Annotated in this window: 18 protein-coding genes and 2 tRNA genes; 17 read left to right on the forward strand and 3 right to left on the reverse strand. The window is 64.3% G+C overall.

Features of this window, described 5'->3' with window-relative positions:
- Window positions 1-161: 161 nt before the first annotated feature.
- The 10 genes from G394_RS0107590 to G394_RS0107635 all read left to right on the forward strand — a co-directional run bounded on the left by G394_RS0107590 (window position 162) and on the right by G394_RS0107635 (window position 9,193).
- Entirely contained in the window at window positions 162-539 is a 378-nt protein-coding gene (locus G394_RS0107590; protein WP_028577152.1) for a hypothetical protein, read from the forward strand.
- Window positions 540-613: 74 nt separating this feature from the next.
- Window positions 614-1,852 carry a BaiN/RdsA family NAD(P)/FAD-dependent oxidoreductase gene (locus G394_RS0107595; protein ID WP_028577153.1) on the forward strand — a complete coding sequence of 413 codons (1,239 nt, stop codon included), beginning with the start codon at window positions 614-616 and terminating at the stop codon, window positions 1,850-1,852.
- 65 nt (window positions 1,853-1,917) lie between these two features.
- A complete protein-coding gene (gene bcp / locus G394_RS0107600; protein ID WP_211226237.1) occupies window positions 1,918-2,397 on the forward strand; it encodes a thioredoxin-dependent thiol peroxidase in 480 nt (159 codons plus the stop codon).
- A 10-nt stretch (window positions 2,398-2,407) separates the two neighbouring features.
- A complete protein-coding gene (locus G394_RS18390; RefSeq protein WP_051307035.1) occupies window positions 2,408-3,700 on the forward strand; it encodes a sensor domain-containing diguanylate cyclase in 1,293 nt (430 codons plus the stop codon).
- Window positions 3,697-4,167, forward strand: a complete 471-nt coding sequence (locus G394_RS0107610; protein WP_028577155.1) for an HAD family hydrolase — start codon at window positions 3,697-3,699, stop codon at window positions 4,165-4,167. The genes G394_RS18390 and G394_RS0107610 overlap by 4 nt, the downstream gene beginning before the upstream one ends.
- Window positions 4,168-4,284: 117 nt before the next feature.
- Window positions 4,285-6,342, forward strand: coding sequence for a methyl-accepting chemotaxis protein (locus tag G394_RS0107615; protein ID WP_028577156.1), 2,058 nt, complete (start codon window positions 4,285-4,287; stop codon window positions 6,340-6,342).
- A 142-nt stretch (window positions 6,343-6,484) separates the two neighbouring features.
- Window positions 6,485-6,561 (forward strand) — tRNA-Pro (locus G394_RS0107620).
- Between the two features lie 7 nt (window positions 6,562-6,568).
- Window positions 6,569-6,644, forward strand: a tRNA-Thr gene (locus G394_RS0107625).
- Between the two features lie 166 nt (window positions 6,645-6,810).
- Entirely contained in the window at window positions 6,811-8,439 is a 1,629-nt protein-coding gene (locus G394_RS0107630) for an FmdE family protein (RefSeq protein WP_028577157.1), read from the forward strand.
- 127 nt (window positions 8,440-8,566) lie between these two features.
- On the forward strand, window positions 8,567-9,193 hold the full coding sequence (locus tag G394_RS0107635) for a LysE family translocator (protein WP_028577158.1): 627 nt from the start codon (window positions 8,567-8,569) through the stop codon (window positions 9,191-9,193).
- Between the two features lie 105 nt (window positions 9,194-9,298).
- Here the strand turns inward: G394_RS0107635 and G394_RS0107640 are convergent, their stop codons facing one another.
- Window positions 9,299-10,231: a magnesium transporter CorA family protein gene (locus G394_RS0107640; protein WP_028577159.1), complete on the reverse strand. Its 933-nt coding sequence runs from the start codon at window positions 10,229-10,231 to the stop codon at window positions 9,299-9,301.
- Between the two features lie 869 nt (window positions 10,232-11,100).
- A complete protein-coding gene (gene larE / locus G394_RS0107645; protein ID WP_051307036.1) occupies window positions 11,101-11,958 on the reverse strand; it encodes an ATP-dependent sacrificial sulfur transferase LarE in 858 nt (285 codons plus the stop codon).
- Window positions 11,959-12,005: 47 nt separating this feature from the next.
- Here larE and G394_RS20115 point away from each other — a divergent pair, with 47 nt between their 5' ends.
- From G394_RS20115 to G394_RS0107680, 7 genes are all read left to right on the forward strand, one after another.
- The gene (locus G394_RS20115; RefSeq protein ID WP_028577161.1) at window positions 12,006-12,740 is read left to right on the forward strand and encodes an MBL fold metallo-hydrolase; all 735 of its coding nucleotides are present in this window, start codon (window positions 12,006-12,008) and stop codon (window positions 12,738-12,740) included.
- 46 nt (window positions 12,741-12,786) lie between these two features.
- Window positions 12,787-13,125, forward strand: a complete 339-nt coding sequence (locus G394_RS0107655) for a DsrE family protein (protein ID WP_028577162.1) — start codon at window positions 12,787-12,789, stop codon at window positions 13,123-13,125.
- A 210-nt stretch (window positions 13,126-13,335) separates the two neighbouring features.
- Window positions 13,336-13,497, forward strand: coding sequence for a FeoB-associated Cys-rich membrane protein (locus G394_RS20720; RefSeq protein WP_084435424.1), 162 nt, complete (start codon window positions 13,336-13,338; stop codon window positions 13,495-13,497).
- A gap of 111 nt (window positions 13,498-13,608) precedes the next feature.
- Window positions 13,609-13,839 (forward strand): FeoA domain-containing protein, encoded by a 231-nt coding sequence (locus G394_RS0107665; RefSeq protein WP_043775109.1) that lies wholly within the window; start codon window positions 13,609-13,611, stop codon window positions 13,837-13,839.
- A complete protein-coding gene (gene feoB, locus G394_RS0107670; protein ID WP_028577164.1) occupies window positions 13,836-15,986 on the forward strand; it encodes a ferrous iron transport protein B in 2,151 nt (716 codons plus the stop codon). The genes G394_RS0107665 and feoB overlap by 4 nt, the downstream gene beginning before the upstream one ends.
- 20 nt (window positions 15,987-16,006) lie before the next feature.
- The gene (locus tag G394_RS18400) at window positions 16,007-16,342 is read left to right on the forward strand and encodes a tetratricopeptide repeat protein (RefSeq protein WP_043775040.1); all 336 of its coding nucleotides are present in this window, start codon (window positions 16,007-16,009) and stop codon (window positions 16,340-16,342) included.
- 118 nt (window positions 16,343-16,460) lie between these two features.
- Window positions 16,461-16,703 (forward strand): CopG family ribbon-helix-helix protein, encoded by a 243-nt coding sequence (locus tag G394_RS0107680; protein ID WP_028577165.1) that lies wholly within the window; start codon window positions 16,461-16,463, stop codon window positions 16,701-16,703.
- Between the two features lie 140 nt (window positions 16,704-16,843).
- On the opposite strand, the gene G394_RS0107685 is transcribed toward G394_RS0107680, so the two are convergent.
- A protein-coding gene (locus G394_RS0107685) for an IS3 family transposase (RefSeq protein ID WP_156902399.1) occupies window positions 16,844-17,973 on the reverse strand; the annotation gives its coding sequence in 2 pieces (ribosomal slippage) (window positions 16,844-17,727 and window positions 17,727-17,973; 1,131 coding nt in all).
- Window positions 17,974-18,062 lie beyond the last annotated feature (89 nt).

The following is an 18,062-nucleotide window of genomic DNA, read 5'->3' on the forward strand; positions in this document are numbered from 1 at the left end:
CCCCTGGCCGGTTTTCACCATATCACTGCGATCCTTTACCCCGCCGGGCCCGATTTTCCAACATATTTGAACACGCAGGCCCGCCCGTTCCGTTTCCGTCCTTGATCACGGTCCCGGGCCGGCGTAAACAACAGGGGTAAAACACTTCCATGGAGCCTGACATGAAAACCGCTTTCGCTCTCCTCGCGTGCCTTGTACTGGCCGCACCTGCCCTGGCCGGCCCCTGGGTGGCCCTTGCACCAGTGACCCTCTCCGCCTCCGGCGCCGGCGCCTCCCTCCCGGTGGGAGAAAAGATGGGCAAGATCGACAACCTGCGCTTCCAGATAGACGGCGCCACCGTGCAGCTGAACGGCCTGGTCCTGGTGCCGGTCAAGGGCGACCCCATCCCCCTCAAAATCCCCGTGCAGCTCAAGTCCGGCGAGTCCTCGGGCCTGATCAACATTCCCGGACCGGCCGTGGCCATCGACAAGCTCACCCTCGACTATCGCATCACCGACGGCCGCCCCGCCGCCATCACGCTGCGCGTCAAGCAGGACTGATGCGGTCGGATCCGTCAATAATGGTTTACTTCCGTCCCGAGGCCCTTCAGAATGCACTCTTTTGAAGGATGCCCATGAAACATACCGTCATCGTCATCGGCGGAGGCCCCTCGGGACTCCTGGCCGCAGCCACGGCCGCTTCCAGAGGTTCCGGCGTGACCCTGCTCGAACGCATGGACCGCCCGGGCCGAAAACTCAGGATCTGCGGCAAGGGGCGCGGCAACATCGGCAACACGGCCCCCCTCGACGAATTCCTGACGCACTTCGGCCGGAACTTCCGTTTCCTGCGGCCGGCCCTGGCCCACTTCTTCACTCCCGACACCATCGAGCTGCTCGCCGGGCTCGGCGTCCAGGTCAAGGAGGAGCGCGGCGGACGCCTCTTTCCCGTAAGCGACAGCGCCCAGGATCTCGTGGACGCCTTCGTGCGCCACGCCCGCTCCAGCGGGGCGACCATCCGCACCGGATGCCGGGTCGGCGACATCAGACGCCTGGCCGACGGATTCGAAGTCCGCTTCGGCGCCCAGACTATTGGGGCGGACAGGGTCATCCTGTCCACCGGCGGAGCCTCCTACCCGGCCACCGGCTCCACCGGCGACGGCTACGACCTGGCCCGCAGCCTTGGCCACGGCATCACCGCCATCGCCCCCGCCCTCATCCCCCTGGTCACGACCGGGGACACCGCCGCACGCCTGCAGGGCCTGTCCCTGAAGAACGTCCGTGCGGAACTCCGGGTGGACGGCAAAAAGACGGCCGAGCAGATGGGCGAGATGCTCTTCACGCATTTCGGCCTGTCCGGCCCCATCATCCTGACCCTGAGCAAGGCCGCCGTGCAGTCCGTGGATCAGGGCAGAAAGACCGAGGTACTCATCGACCTCAAGCCGGCCCTTGACCCAGCCAAGCTCGACGCCCGCCTGCAGCGCGACCTGAAAGAGCACGGCAAGATGCACATGGAGAACCTGCTCAAGGGGCTCATGCCGCCTAAGCTCATCCCCGTCTGCCTCGACCAGACCGGCCTGGCTGCGGACAAGGCCGCCCACCAGGTCTCGGCCGAGGAACGCAAGCGGCTGCGTCTGTGGCTCAAGGAACTGCGCTTCACGGTCAGCGGATACCGCCCCCTGCGCGAGGCCATCGTCACGGCTGGCGGCGTGAGCCTCGCGGAAGTCAACCCCAAGACCATGGAGTCGCGGGTCTGTCCGGGCCTGTTCCTGGCGGGAGAGGTGCTGGACATGGACGCCGACACGGGCGGCTTCAACCTCCAGGCAGCTCTCTCCACGGGCTATCTGGCCGGACTGAGCGCCGCCACCGCGCCATGAGCTTGCAGGCCCCTTGGGGATGGGCTACGTAGCCCATGAGTACGTATTCCCCAAAGGAGCTGCACATGATGGATTTCAAGCTTCCAACCCCCGGCGAACCGGCCCCGTCCTTCTGCCTGAAGAGCACCTCCGGCTCCGACGTCCGCCTGGAAGACCACCGGGGCAAATGGGTGGTCCTCTACTTCTATCCCAAGGACAACACGCCGGGCTGCACGGTCGAGGCCCAGGAGTTCTCGGCCCTGAAGGATCGTTTCACAGCCCTGAACGCCGTGGTCCTGGGCATGAGCCCCGACTCGGTCAAATCCCACCAGAACTTCACGGGCAAGCACGAGCTGCAGGTCGACCTCCTGAGCGACCCGGACCATCAGGTCCTGGAGCACTTCGGGGCGTGGCGCCTGAAGAAGAACTACGGCAAGGAATACATGGGCGTGGCCCGCTCGACCTTTCTCATCGACCCGTCCGGCGTGGTCCGCCACGCCTGGCCAGAGGTCAAGGCCGCCGGACACGCCGCCGAAGTGCTGGCAAAGCTGCAGTCCCTGGCCTGAACCGAACGCCATGGCGCGCAACCCGAACGCCCTGCTGGCCGAGATGCGGGACCTCATGTCCGCCGTCGAGGCCAGCGCCGGCCTGGGCGATGCCCGGAGCCTGCGCACAAACCTCAAGGCCCTGGGGGCCTGGATCAGGGAACGGATCATCCACGCCCCGTCCCCGGCCAAACGCGTGGTCGAGGAGAACGAGGACCTGCGCCAGCGCCTCCGGGTCTCCAAGGGCGGCTTCGACGCCATGGTGGCCTCCTACAAGGCCCTGCTGGACACCTTCGAGACCTTCCGCGGAACCATCGACCTGGTCCAGCAGGTCAAACGCATGGAAGACCTCCCCGCGATCCTCGACTCCATCCGCACGCTGCGCAGCCTGCACACCCTGCACCTGATCCTCGACCGGGACATCTTCGAAGGGCGCATCCCGGACGGCATCGGGCACGCCCCGGCCCGGACCATCCGCGAGCGCATCAGACAGTTTTCGCCCACTCCCCATGCGCCGCGGCTCTTCCTTGGCGAGGTGGGACGCATCGAGAAGCCGGGATTCTTCCTGGGACTTGAAAGCGACCCGCCGCAAGGATCCTGCTTCATCTTCGCTCTCGGGCACAAATACCAGCAGGGCAAGACCATCGGCATCGTGTCGGCCTACGACCCCGACCCCGAACGCTACGCCCCGGACAAGGCCACGGATTTCCTCGGCCACTTCTGCGACATCCTGGCCTGCACCCTGATCACGGCCCTGGAGCACGCCCAGCTCGAAGAGCTGACCGTGCGCGACGCCTTGACCGGCGTGAACAACCGCGCCTACCTGGAGCGCCACGCCCCGCGCATCCTGGACTTCGCCGTGCGCAAGGGGCTCCCCGTGCACCTGCTCTTCATCGACCTGAACGGCTTCAAGGCCGTCAACGACACCTTGGGGCACGAGGCCGGCGACCTGGTCCTGGTGGGGGTGGCCCGGGCCATCAGGGGCATGGTGCGCAAATACGACATCTTCGTGCGCATGGGCGGCGACGAGTTCGTCATCCTGCTCCCGGGCACGGACGCGGCCATGGCCGCATGCTTCGTGCAGCGCCTGCGCGAAACCCTGGACGAGATCGATGTCGCGGCCCTGTGCGGCACGGACACGCGGCTTGGCATATCGGCCTCCGTGGGCGTCAGCCGCCACAGGCCGAACCAGAGCCTGGACGAACTGATTCGCGCTGCGGACCTCCGCATGTACGAGGAAAAAAACCTGCCCCGCGCGCACAACCACCAACCATGCCCCGATGGCGGCCATGCCGCCAGGCCGGCCGGCACGACGGAACCATGATCGAACTCGACATCCCCGGCTTCGGCCGACTGACGCTGCACCACCTCGTCCTGGACTACAACGGCACCCTGGCCTTGGACGGGCGTATCCAGCCCGGCGTCCTCTCGCGCCTGACCCAGCTCGGCGCACTCCTGAACACCCACATCCTCACAGCCGACACCTTCGGCACCGTGCGTTCGACCTTCGGGCCGAGCGACCACAACGTGCACATCCTCCAACCCGGCGACGAACGAAAGGCCAAGGCCGACTTCATCCGCGCCCTGGGCCCGCAGTCCTGCGTCTGCATGGGCAACGGCAACAACGACGCGGAAATGCTTCGCCACGCCGGCCTGTCCGTGGCGGTGCTCCAACCCGAAGGGGTGGCCATGGCCGCCCTGAACGCGGCGCACATCCTCGTCCCCGGCATCGAGGCCGGACTCGACCTGCTCCTGCACCCATCGCGGCTCAAGGCCACGTTGCGCTTCTGATCCGAGCCCCTGCGCGGAGCAGATCAATTTCCTATTCGTAATATTGATCATTACTCACTTCTTGCATATAAGCGTACTACAATAGCCGTAGTACCACACTGACAGGAGGGAGGTTCCTTGAACATACAAGCCATCAGATTCACGACCAAGCTCTTCACGGGCATCCTGGCAATCCTGGCCCTGTCCCTTGCCCTGGTCATCGCGGTGACGACGATCGATGTCCGCAAGGGGCTCTTCGAACTGGGCAAGAACTCCGTCGAAAGCACGGCCAGTTCGGTCTTCAACTCTCTCAATGCGCAGAACTCCCTGCTGCAGGAAAAACTCGCCGCGGACATGATCATCCTGGAAGGCGAACTGGAACGGTACGGAACCTTCGATCTCGATTCGAGCTACATGCTCGATCGGACCATCACCAACCAGGTGACCAAGGCCCAGGAACAGGTCAAGATACCGCGCCTGATGCTCGGCGGCACGGTCATGAACGGCAACACGGGCATCGTCGACAAAATCCAGCAGATGACGGGCGGCGTGGCGACCATTTTCCAGGTCGTCGACGGAAAGCTCCTGCGCGTATCCACCAACGTCCGCATCAACGAGACAGACCGCGCCGTGGACACCTTCATCCCCTCCGACAGCCCGGTCTACAAGGCCGTCATGAACGGCGAAACGTACGACGGCCGGGCCTTCGTGGTCGACGACTGGTACGTGACCAGCTACAAGCCCGTGCTCAACGCCGACGACAAGATCGTGGCCGTCCTCTTCGTGGGACGCAGGATTCTCACCCCGCAACTGCGGGACATGATCAACACGACCAAGGCGGCAGGCGTCGGCTATTTCTTCATATACAACTCCAAGGGCGATGTGCTCATCCACCCCACCCTCGAAGGACAAAACATCTTCGAAGTCCAAGGCATCGGCGATGCGTTCCGGAACCACAAGGATGGATTTCTCGAATACCAGTGGAACGGCGAACAGAAGATCACCTTCACCAAATTCTTCGAGCCCTGGGATTGGCATATCGCCGTGGGCCTGAACCACGTACAGATGGTCCAGGGCCTTGACCGAAAGATCATCATCAAGACCATCCTCGTCGGAGCGGGCGCGATGCTCTTCGGCGTCCTGGTCGCCATCGTGCTGGTGCGGGCCATCACCCGTCCGCTGAACCGCATCGCCGAGCAGAGCCTCAAGGTGGCCGAGGGCGACTACACCATCGCCTTCAACCATGCCGCCAAGGACGCCATCGGGCATCTGTCGGACGCCATGAACACCATGGTCGGCCGGACCAAGGAAATGCTCGGCGAGATCACCGCCGCGACCCAGGCCCTGGCGGCCGCGTCCACGGAACTGTCGAGCATCTCCACCCAGATGACCGACGGGTCGAACCGGACCGCGAGCATGGCCAACGCCGTGAGCAGGGCCACGGGCGAGGTCACGGAGAACATGACGTCCGTATCGGCGGCCATGGAGCAAGCCTCGGTCAACATGAACACCGTGGCGGCCGCGGCCGAGGAGATGTCCGCCACCATTCACGAGATCGCCCAGAACTCCGAGCGGGCCAAGAACACGACGGAAAGCGCCGTGACCAGGGCCCAGCAGGCTTCGGGACGGGTCAACGAACTCGGCGAGGCCGCACGGGAGATCAACACCGTGACCGCGACCATCACGGCCATCTCCTCGCAGACCAACCTGCTGGCCCTGAACGCCACCATCGAGGCGGCCCGCGCCGGCGAGGCCGGACGCGGGTTCGCGGTGGTGGCCAACGAGATCAAGGAGCTGGCCCAGCAGACGGCCAGGGCCACGGACGACATCCGCGACCGCATCAGCGGCATCCAGTCCGTGACCAGCCAGACGGTCCACGACATCTCCGACATCTCCGGCGTCATCTCCGAGGTCAACGACATCGTCACCACCATCGCCGCGGCCGTGGAGGAGCAGTCCGTGACCACCCGCGACATCGCCGAGAATGTGGGCCAGGCGTCCACGGGCATCACAGAGATCAATTCCAACGTCGCCGCCAGCTCGGCCATGACGCGCAACGTGAGCAGGGACATCGAGCAGGTCCGGACCGCATCGGGCGAGATGACGGCCAGCAGCCAGACCGTGCAGTCCAGCGCGCGGGAACTCTCGGAACTGGCCGAGCGCCTGCGTGAACAGGTGTCCAGGTTCAGGATCTGAGCCGAATATCCCGGGAGCGGCGGCCGGCGGGCCGCCGCTCCCGGCTTTTCCCGTCCCGGACGCCCCGGCATGTTCTTCGAAATATTCCGCAAAAAAGTGTTTGACAAAGACCGAGGCTCTCCATAGAAGCGTCTTCTCGTGTCGGGATGTAGCGCAGCCTGGTAGCGCACTTGAATGGGGTTCAAGGGGCCGGAGGTTCAAATCCTCTCATCCCGACCAGACACAAGCCCACATAGCTCAGTTGGCAGAGCGCGTCCTTGGTAAGGACGAGGTCAGCAGTTCAATCCTGCTTGTGGGCTCCAGACATCAAAGCCGGTCATCACGACCGGCTTTTTTGTTTTGGGACTCCGGCCGATGCGAAGCCCCGAACCGCCGTCACGCTACGAATCTTTTTCACAAGCTTCTCTTTTGCCGCCTCGCCTGCTAGGTCTTCCCGGTCACGAAACTTTCTCAAATCGTGAGGTATTCATGAATATTGGACAATACACCTTCCAGGAATTCAAGGACAGGGCCGCCGCGTTCCACGGCTACCCGGCCCCGGGCCTGCTGATCGGCGGGTACATGGTCGAGATGGCCAAGGCCGCCCTGCCGGCGGGCATCCTCTTCGAGGCCGTGGTCGAGAGCAAGAAATGCCTGCCCGACGCAGTGCAGCTCCTGACCCTGTGCAGCACCGGCAACAACTGGATGAAAATCGTCAACCTCGGCCGCTACGCCGTGTCCCTCTATGACAAGTACACCGGCGAGGGGGTGCGCGTCAGCGTGGACCTGGACGCCCTTGAGAACTGGCCGAACATCAAGGGCTGGTTCCTGAAGCTCACGCCCAAGAAGGAGCAGGACACCGAGGCCCTTTTCCGCGAGATCGAGGACGCCGGGGACTCCATCCTGCGCCTGGAGAAGGTCACGGTCCAGCCGCGCCTGCTGGGGCATGCGCACATGACCCGCATCGAGGCCTGTCCGGTCTGCCACGAGGCCTACCCGGTCAGCGACGGGGCCATCTGCCGCGGCTGTCAGGGCGAGGCGCCCTACGTCGAATCCGGGGCGGCCGCAGCCGCCTGCGACAGCGCCCGCCCCACGCGCGTGCCCGTGGCCGAAGCCGTGGGCCGCAAGGCCTTGCACGACATGACCCGCATCGTGGCCGGCGAGAGCAAGGGTGCCGAGTTCACCGCCGGACAGACCATCACGGCCGGCGACGTCTGCCGCCTGCAGCAGATGGGCCGCAACACCGTCTACGTCCAGGACGAGAGCCTGCCGGACGGCGCCTGGGTCCACGAGAATGACGCGGCCCTGGCCTTCGCCAAGCGGATGTCCGGGGACGGCATCACCTACTCGGACACGCCGCGGGAAGGGAAGATCGACTTCCATGCGGCGTCGGCAGGCCTGCTGCAGGTGGATCTGGAAGCCCTGGAACGCTTCAACCTCGTGCCCCACGTCATGTGCGCCACGCGCCAGCAGTACGCGCTGGTCGAGGAAGGACGCCTCGTGGCCGGGACCCGGGCCATCCCCCTCTTCCTTTCGCGCGAAAACTTCAGCCGGGCCTTGGCCGCCCTGGGCGAAAGCCCGCTGCTGTCCATCCTGCCCCTGCGCCGGGCACGGATCGGCACCCTGGTCACGGGCACCGAGGTCTTCCAGGGCCTCATCGAGGACCGCTTCGCGCCCATCATCCGCGCCAAGGCCGAAGCCCTGGGCTCCACGGTCATCGGCGAGGAATTCGCCCCCGACGACCGCCAGGCCATCGCCGACGGCGTGAAGAAGCTCCTGGGCCTGGGCGCGGACCTCATCGTGACCACGGCCGGCCTGTCCGTGGACCCCGACGACGTGACCCGCGGCGGCCTGGAGGACGCGGGCCTGACCGACGCCTTGCACGGCGTCCCCCTGCTGCCCGGCGCCATGACCCTGGTGGGCCGCATCGGCCGGGCGCAGGTCCTGGGCGTGCCCGCCTGCGCCCTGTTCTTCAAGACCACGAGCCTGGACGTGCTCCTGCCGCGCCTGCTGGCCGACGCGCCCATCACGCGGCGCGACTTGGCGCGCCTGGCCGAAGGCGGCATCTGCCTGCAGTGCAACACGTGCACCTACCCCAAGTGCACCTTCGCCAAGTAGGCCCACCCCCTGAAACGCACGAATCCCCGCCGGCGCATGTCGGCGGGGATTCTTTTTTGCATCGGGACAAGCCTTGCCCCGGGCCGGATCATCGATTATCGACCCGGAATCAACACCCGGAGCGCTCATGATCAGCATCGACCAGATCGTCCTTTTCAGCCTGGCGTCCCTCGTCCTCATCTTCACGCCCGGCCCCGACATCATCTACGTCCTGACCCGCGGTGTGGCCCAGGGGCGCAGCGCCGCCCTGGCCGCGGCCCTGGGCTTCAGCCTGGGCAACATCGGCCACACCCTCCTGGCGGTCTGCGGCCTCTCGGCCATCCTGGCATCCTCGGCCGTGGCCTTCACCGCGGTGAAGATCGCGGGCGGGCTCTACCTCCTCTACATCGGCTGGAAGCTCTGGGCCGCCGACCCGTCCCTCGCCCTCGGCGGCGGGGGCGAACACAAGGCGGCCCGCGTCATCTTTCGCCAGTCCGTCATGGCCAACATGCTCAACCCCAAGGTGGCCATCTTCTTCCTGGCCTTCTTCCCGCAGTTCGTGCGCCCGGCGCAGGGGCACCCGGCGCTGCAGATGACGGTCCTGGGCCTGACCTTCGTCGTCCTGACCATGTTCGGCTTCGGCCTGGTGGCCCTGGGCGCCGGCGCCCTGAACACCCGCCTGACCGCCCGCCCGTCGCTCTCGGCCTGGCTGCACAAGGGCGCAGGGGCCATCCTCATGCTGCTCGGTCTGCGCCTGCTCTGGGCCGACCGCTAGCAGGCCGCCGTTTTGGGGCGGCCCGCGAATTTCGAATTTTCCAATACGCCAGCCTGACCACAAAAAAACGGGCCCGAGGGCCCGTTTCGCGGTGCGTCCAAAAACCTACATCCAGCGTTTCCTGGCCAGGACCAGCCACGCCAGGAGGCAGCCGCTCAGCGTCACCCCGGACACGATGGCAAAGGCGTAAGGGGAGTCCTGGAACGGGGTGACGATGTTCATCCCGTAGACGCCGCTGATGATGTTGGGGATCATCAAAATGATGGTGAACCCCGTCAGGAACTTCATGACCATGTTCATGTTGTTGGAGATGATCGAGGCGAAGGCGTCCATGGTCCCCGACAGGATGTCGCTGTGGATCTTGGACATTTCGATGGCCTGCCTGTTTTCGGTGATCGCGTCCTCGAGCAGATCGGTCTGGTCTTCCGTCAACTGGATGAGCCGCATCCGCAGGACCTTGTCCATGATGATGTCGTTGGCCTTGAGTGACGTCGTGAAGTAGACGAGGCTCTTTTCGATGCCCAGCAGTTCGATCAGCTCCTCGTTGCGCATGGACTGTTGCAGGCGATGTTCGATGACATCGGAACGACGGATGATGTCCTTGAGATAGCGCAGGTAGATGAGCGAGGTGCGCTGCATCAGGTGGATCAGGAAACGTATGCGGTCGGCCGTGTCGACGATGCGCGTGCGTCCGTTCAGGATGGCCGTGGCCAGATCCTGCTGGGAACGCGAGACGGTGACGACCGCCGTGGGCGTGATGATGACGCCGATGGGCATGGTCAGGAAGGGTATTCTCGAATCGGACACGTTCTCGACCGGCACGCGCAGGACGACGAGCATCACTCCGTCCTCGAACTCCAGGCGGGCGCGCTCATCGGCGTCCAGGGGGTCGGTCAGGTGGTCCAGGGATACGCCCAGGAGGACGGATATGCGCTGCAGTTCCTCCTGCGAGGGGTTGATCATGTTGATCCAGCAGTCGGCGTCCAGGTGCTCCTGGGGGACGAGACGTCCTTCAATGGTTTTGTTGATGATGATCATGGCGTGACTCCATGCCGTGGTTGAAAGTGCCTTCGTGCAGGCGCGACGGGAAAGCCCCGACGCGGTCAAAAGCCGGAAACCAAAGCAAGAGTCACGAGAACGGGTCCGCGGCGCGACCCGCGGCAGGCAAGGCCCGACCGGTCCGGGCAAAAAAATGCCGGAAGGCCAGGCGACGGGAAAGAAAGATTGAAAACATGCTCCACCTGCCGGAACGCCGAGGCTCCGTCAGGCGGCCTGATCAGGCTCGGGGACGGGGGGCTCGGCAGAAAAAATTGAAATGTCGGAAGCAGGGCCTAGGGCCGCAACTGTCGCCAGAATCCACTGTCTGTTCTCCTGTTCATTCGTCCGGGCGAAATGCCCGGATCTTCATACGTGAGACGCTCAGCCTTTACGCTTGCCAGGGCCAAAAAGCAATGCCAAAGGCGCCGCCGAACCCCCGGCAATCCTTTATCATTTTTTTATGCTTCGGCAGGCGAGAGACATGGACGCCCTACGAGAGCGCGCGGCCCTGACCCACCAGGAATTCGTCAATCATTTCCCTGTGAAGCTGAACCGACGCATGCTCCTGCTCTCGGTGGTCACGATCGTCTTTCTGCCCCGGGAGGGGGGGGCCGGACGGGACTCTTCGGCATCACCGTGGGTGGAATTCCAGGAGCGCAGAGCTCCATGGGGTTTACGCTTTCTGCTCGGGAACAGTGGCGGTGGGCATCGTTCTCGTCTTCAAGCTCGACCGCCGACGCTGAAAAAAAAAGAGACGATTGATCACTCCAAGCATGGATAGGAGCGCGGCGCCACCATGACGCGCACGCAACGGAACTGATCAATCGTCTCGTCAGGCATGTAGCATCACTGCGCCACGCTGCGCAAGTTCAGGGATGTGAATTTCGCGCCGGCCCTGCCGCATCGAAATAGCCGCTGACTGCGCTCATGCAGCGCACCGTACTGGATGGAAAGCCCATGCCGTGAAGCGTGCCGATCAGCTGTTCAATCACGTGCCTGGGCAGTGACGCGGCTGCCACATGCAGTTCATAACAGTCCGTGTCGCTGACGCGCAGGCGAAACGGTGCGTCAGCGAACCCGGCCTGATGCAGAATGCCCTCCACAACCCGCTCGCCCTCGGCCAGGCGCGCCAGCAGGCCCGGTTCGGGAGGCATCCCGTAGGGAAGTCTGGTCAGCAGGCAGGCCCGGGACTGCTGGTCGTTCCATTCCAGACCCGTCTGCCGGCCGAGCCGACGGATGTCGTCCTTGGTCAGGCCCGCCTCGGCCAGGGGGGACAGGACGCCGAGTTCCCGCAGGGCGCGCAGGCCGGGCCTGAACTGCGCCGCGTCCGAGGCGTTGGACCCGTCGCACAACGCCCCGCGGGCGCAATCCGCGATCCGACGGAACAGGAAAGACTTGCAGGCGTAGCAACGCTCCCTGTGGCCGGCCGCGACCTCGGGCAGGACCAGGGGGTCGAGGTCCAGGACGCGCGCCGAAAGTTCCTGACGCCGAGCCCAGCGCAGGGCGTAGGCGGTTTCGGCCGGCGCCACGTGGGGGCCCCGCACGTGGACTAGTTCCGGGACCGTGCCGGCCCGCAGGGCCGCGTGCGCCAGAAAACGGCTGTCCACGCCCCCGGAGAGGGCCACGGTCAGCTCGCCCAGGCCGCGCAGGCGCTCCAGGAGCACATCCCATCGCCGCGCGGCATCGTCCTGCGGCGCCAGCCCCGCGTTTGTGCACGCATCCGTCATGACCGTCTCCCCTTCCCTCCCGGAACGATAATCCGTACAAAACCCGCATGAACACAGCCCCTGTCATCCATGAAGTCGACGCCGGTGACTTCCGGGTCCGCGGCGTCCTCCTCCAGGGCTCCAGGCGCAGCCTCGTCTGGGACGCCCTGACCCATCCCGACGACATGGCCCCGTTCGCCAGGGCCTGCGCGGACGCGCCGCCCATCGTGGTCTACAGCCACGCGGACTGGGATCACATCCAGGGCACGAGCGCCTTCGCCTCCCCACTGATCATCGCCCAGCGGGCGGCCGTCAAGCGCTTTCAGACCGAGGCCCCGGCGGCCCTGTCCGAACTTCGGGGCGCGGACCCCGGAAAGTGGGACGCCGTACGGCTGCTGCCCCCGGACATCACCTTCGAGCGCAGCCTGGACCTCGACCTCGGCGGCGTCACCGTCTCCCTGCGGGCCCTTCCCGGCCACACGCCCGACGCCATCGTGGCCTTGGTGCCGGAATTGGACCTCCTGCTGGCCGGGGACACCGTCGAACTGCCCTGCCCCTGCGTGCCCCGCGGGTGCGACCTCGACGGCTGGATCGACGAGCTCGAACGCTGGCGCGCGGACACGCGGGTCCGTACCGTCATCCCCTCGCACGGCCCGTGCGGCGGCACGGAGGTCATCAAGCGGACCCTGGCCTACCTCGACGGCCTGCGCCGCAGCCGGCCCCTGCCGCTTTCGCCGGACGCCGCGCCCTTCTATGTCTCAACCCACCGGGACAACCTGCGCAATTGCAATCTGAGCCGTTGAATCGTATGCATCACGCGGACATGCAACCGCGAAAAAGGAGTGCCCGATGAAGGTCGTCTTTCACCTGGACCTGGACGAGGAAAAAATTCTGCGCATCGCCCTGACCAACATGGAAAACCTGCGCGCGGCCAAGCCCGAGGCCCGCATCAACCTCGTGGTCAACGGCCCGGCGGTGAAATTCTTCCGCGCCGACTTCGCGGAAGAGCACGTCAACCGCGTCAAGGGTCTGCTGGACAAAGGCGTGATGATCTTCGTCTGCCAGAACGCCCTGCGCGCCTTCGACATCCCCGAAGACGCCCTCTGCCCTGGCTGTTCCCCCATCCCGGCCGGCGTCGTCGCCCTGATCAAACTCCAGCAGCAGGGCTGCGCCTACATCAAGCCGTAAATTCCGCGAATTCACAGCGAGACCGTGGAAAGACATGGATTCCCGCCTGCGCGGGAATGACGAAGCGCACGTCCGCCATGCCTCCGCGTCATCCCCGTGACGTCGGAAACAACACTCTCTTTTTTTTTCAGCGCGACTAACTTTTCTGTTGACTTCCCCCCTCATAACCCCATAAAAAGTTCATCAAGACAAACTTTTTACGGAGTCAGCATGAATTTCGACCTTCTCGTCACCTTAGGCGTCATTGTCGTCGCAGGGGTATACCTGGCCTCCCGCTTCCGGAAGAAGAGCGGCGGGTGTTGCGGCTGTTCGGGCTGCTCCGGGGAGATCCAGCCCAGGCCCGACGGCTCGTGCCCATCCCGCAAGGACTGACCGCAGCCCCATGACAATCAGCCTCTCGTCGCAGAGGCCTTTTTTTTACGCACATAGTTAGTCATATCTAATTCAGGAGTTCCCGTGTTCCTCTCCATCCCTCTCAGACACATGCAGGAAAACCAGTCCGGCACCATCCTTTCCGTCAGCGCGACGGGCGAGCTGGGGCGGCGCATCCGCGACATGGGCCTCGTGCCCGGAACCGCCGTGACCATCGTCGGCCGCGCGCCTCTCAAGGACCCCGTAGCCCTGCGCCTGCGCGACTTCACCCTGACGCTTCGCAACAACGAGGCCGACCTGATCACCGTCCGCGTCGGCGAAAACGGAGAGACCCTGCAATGAACGCGACCATGGCCCTCATGGGCAACCCCAATTCCGGCAAGACGACCCTCTTCAACAACCTGACCGGCGCGCGGCAGCACGTAGGCAACTACCCCGGCATCACCGTGGAGAAGCGCGAAGGACGGCTGCGGATCGAGGACCTGGATATCACCGTGGTCGACCTGCCCGGCACCTACTCCCTGACGGCCTACACCCAGGACGAGCTGGTGGCCCGCAACTTCCTGGTGGACACCAACCCCGACGCAGTGGTCACGGTCCTCGACGCGACCAACCTGGAGCGCTCCCTCTATCTCGTGCTCCAGATCCTGGAGCTCGGCACGCCGACCATCATCGCCCTGAACATGATGGACGAGGTCCGCCGCAAGGGCGTGACCATCGACACGAAACGTCTGGCCGCCCTGCTGGGGACCCCCATCCTGGAGATGGTCGCCCGCACGGGCGAAGGCCGGGACAGCCTGCTCGCAGAGGCCCGCAAGGCCATGCGCGACAGGGCGCCGCACCCGGGCCTGCGCATCTCCTACGGCTACGACCTGGACGAAACCCTGGACCGCATGCAGGCCCTCATCGAATCCTCGAATTTCCTGGAAGGCCGCTACCCCGCCCGCTGGATCGGACTCAAGTACCTCGAGAACGACGCCGAGGTCATGGCCCAGGGCGCGGCGTCGCCCCAGGTGCACGACCGCCTGCGAAAAATGGCCGCCGGCCTGGCAGAGCACTGCCGCAAGACCCTCGACACTGACCCCGAGGCCATCATCGCCGACTACCGCTACGGCTTCATCGCCGCGCTGCTGAAAGACGGCGTGATCACGCGGCCCACGACCCAGGCCCGCTTCGACCTGACGGACAGGCTCGACAGCGTCCTGACCAACCGCCTGGCCGGCCCGGTGCTCATGTTCGCCATCATCTACGGCATGTTTCAGCTGACCTTCGCTCTGGGCGAGGTGCCCATGGGCTGGCTGGAGGCCTTCTTCGGCTGGCTCGGCGACACGGCCACGGCCATCCTGCCCGAAGGGCTCCTGGCCTCGCTGGTGGTCTCGGGCATCATCGACGGCGTGGGCGGGGTGCTCGGCTTCACGCCGCTGATCATGATCATGTTCTTCTTCCTGTCCTTCCTGGAGGACTCGGGCTACATGGCGCGCATGGCCTACATGCTCGACCGCGTGTTCCGTATCTTCGGGCTGCACGGCTGCTCGGTCATGCCCTTCATCATCTCCGGCGGCATCCCCGGCGGCTGCGCCGTGCCCGGCGTCATGGCGGCGCGCACCCTCAGAAGCCCTAAGGAAAAGATCGCCACGGTCCTGACGGCCCCGTTCCTGAGCTGTGGCGCAAAGGTTCCGGTCTTCCTGCTTCTGGCCGCGGCCTTCTTCCCGAACTCCGGCGCCAGCGCTCTGTTCTGGATCACCCTGGGCGGCTGGGTCATGGCCCTGCTCACGGCCCGCCTTCTGCGCTCGACCATCATCAAGGGCGAAGCCACCCCCTTCGTCATGGAGCTGCCGCCCTACCGCATGCCCACCCTCAAGGGTCTGTGCCTGCACACCTGGGAACGTGTCTGGCAGTACGTCAAGAAGGCCGGCACGGTCATCCTGGCCATCTCCGTCCTCCTCTGGGCGGCCATGACCTTCCCGGGCCTGTCTGAAGAGAAGATCGCTGAATTCGACGCCCAGCGTGCCCAGATCGAGGCCTCGGCCTGGAATTCCGACGAAGCCAGGGACGAAGCGCTGACCCTGGTGGACAACGCCCAGGCCCAGCAGGAGCTGCGCGCTTCCGTCGCAGGCCGGATCGGCACGGCCCTGGAGCCCGTCTCCAGCCTGGCGGGCTTCGACTGGCGGACCAACATCGCCCTGGTCGGCGGCTTCGCGGCCAAGGAAGTCATCGTCTCGACCCTGGGCACGGCCTACTCCCTGGGCGAGGTGGACCCGGAGGCAAGCGAGGGCCTCTCGGAGCAGCTGCGAACCGACCCGGCCTGGAACGTCTGGACGGCCGCGAGCCTCATCGCCTTCGTGCTTCTCTACGCGCCCTGCTTCGTGACCGTGGCCGTCATCGGCCGGGAGCTGGGCTGGAAATGGGCGGCCTTCTCCGTGACCTTCAACACGGTTCTGGCCTTCGGCGTGTCCACGGGCATCTACCAGATCGGCTCGGCCCTCTAACCGCACATCAAGGAGACACCATGACCCCGCTCTTTCCCACCTGCCCCGGGTGCAGCCATCCGGCCATCAAGGCCGCCAAACAATGCAAGACGGCCATGGCCATGGCCAACGACGGCAGGACCGGCGAGGCCGAAACTCTGCTCAAGACCGCCATGGGCGGCCTGCGCCGGGCCGGCATGCCCATGATGAAGGCCAAGATCCTGAACAGCCTGGCTCTGGTCTACGCCCAGCAGGGCAGGCACCCCCAGGCCAGACGTTGCCTGTCCTCGTCCCTGCGCATCGTCGCCGGCCACATCGGCACCGACAACTGGCTCTACGCCCGCATTGCCACCAACAGGGACAGCCTGGCCGCGTAACAACGTCTCACCATCCTCCCTCCGCACGGGGCGGCAGGCGCACAGGCCTGCCGCCCCTTCCTTTTTGTTGACCGCCCATGTATTCGAACGTATTCACAAAGAATACACGGGAGCACATATGCAGAAAACGACAACCGTACGATTCGAACAGGAAACCCTTGCCCGGCTCGATCAAATTGCCGCATCCTTAGGACGCCCCAGGTCCTGGGTTATCAACGACGCAGTTACCAAGTACCTGGAATATGAAGTCTGGTTTCTGGAAGAAGTGCAAAGAGGCCTTGACGCCGCCGAGCACGGCGATCTCGTTACCCACGACGAGGTCAAGGACAGCATTCGAGGACTAGGCATCAATGTCGATTAAGTGGACTGTTCCGGCGCAGAAAGACATTCTTGAGGCCGTGGAATACGTCCTGAAGGACGGTCCCCTCAAAGCCGAGCAGAGAAGTGGCTCAGTTCGTTTGAACACGTTTGCCCGTTTCTTAAGTGGAATCTCCGCTCTTCTTACACTGCCATTCTCACTGGCGACATTCGTTCGGCGTAAGTCTCGTCAGGCGTTTTCTTGCCCAACCGTGAATGCGGCCGCTTTTGATTGTACCAATCCATGTATTCCATGATCGACTTCCGGGCATCGCTCACCGTGTCGTAGGCGTGCAGATATGCCCGTTCGTACTTCACCGACTTCCAAAGGCGCTCAACGAAAACGTTGTCACGCCAGGCTCCTCGGCCATCCATACTCAGCTTGCAGCCCATGTCCTTGACAGCCGTTACAAACTCGATCGCCGTAAACTGACTGCCTTGATCCGTGTTCACGATTTCCGGAGCGCCATAGCGGCGAAAGGCTTCCTGAAGCACATCGACCGCATGGCAAGCCTCCAGGGTGATCGCTATCTTTGACGCCAAGACCTTTCGGCTGACCCAATCCACGACCGAGGTCAGATACACGAAACCCTTGGCCATCGGGATGTAGGTCGTATCCAGAGCCCACACCTGATTGCTTCTTTCAATGAGCAACCCTCGTAGCAAATAGGGATATATCTTGTGCCCAGGATGCTTCTTGCTGGTGCCGGGCTTCCGGTACAGCGCAGCAATCCCCATGCGTGCCATCAACGAGCCGACATGCTTACGCCCAACAGCGGCGCCTGAGCGATTAAGTTGATCCCGAAGCATCCGGGCACCCATAAACGGATGCTCAAGATGCAGCTCGTCAATGCGGCGCATAAGCGCCAAGTCGGCGGCGCTCACCGGCCGAGGCTGATAATACACGGTACCGCGACTTATCCCGACCAGTTCGGCCTGCCGCTTGATTGAAACCTCGTGCTCGCGGTCGATCATCGCTTTGCGCTCAGCAATCCCACCTTGCTGAGTGCGCTTTCTAAAAAATCGTTCTCCAGTGTCAGTTGACCGATCTTGGCATGCAGGATCTTCAAGTCTACCGCCGGTTCACTCTCAGCCGATTTGCCGAAGACGGCGGCGGCCCGCTCGCTGAGTTGCCGCTTCCATTCGGTAATCTGATTCGGATGCACCTCAAAACGTTGCGCCAACTCGGCAAGTGTCTTGTCCCCGGCCATCGCCGCTAACGCTACCTTGGCCTTGAATTCTGCTGAGTGCTTCCGTCTCGTTCGCTTGGTCATTCTCTGCTCCCTGATCAATTCCGTTTGAAGGTGTCCGGGCTAGCAAAGTTTCCACCTAAAGGCTTGTGCAAATTTCCGGGGCCACTTCT

Origin of the sequence: Desulfomicrobium escambiense DSM 10707, from assembly GCF_000428825.1 — a bacterium.
Classification (GTDB): Bacteria; Desulfobacterota; Desulfovibrionia; order Desulfovibrionales; family Desulfomicrobiaceae; genus Desulfomicrobium; species Desulfomicrobium escambiense.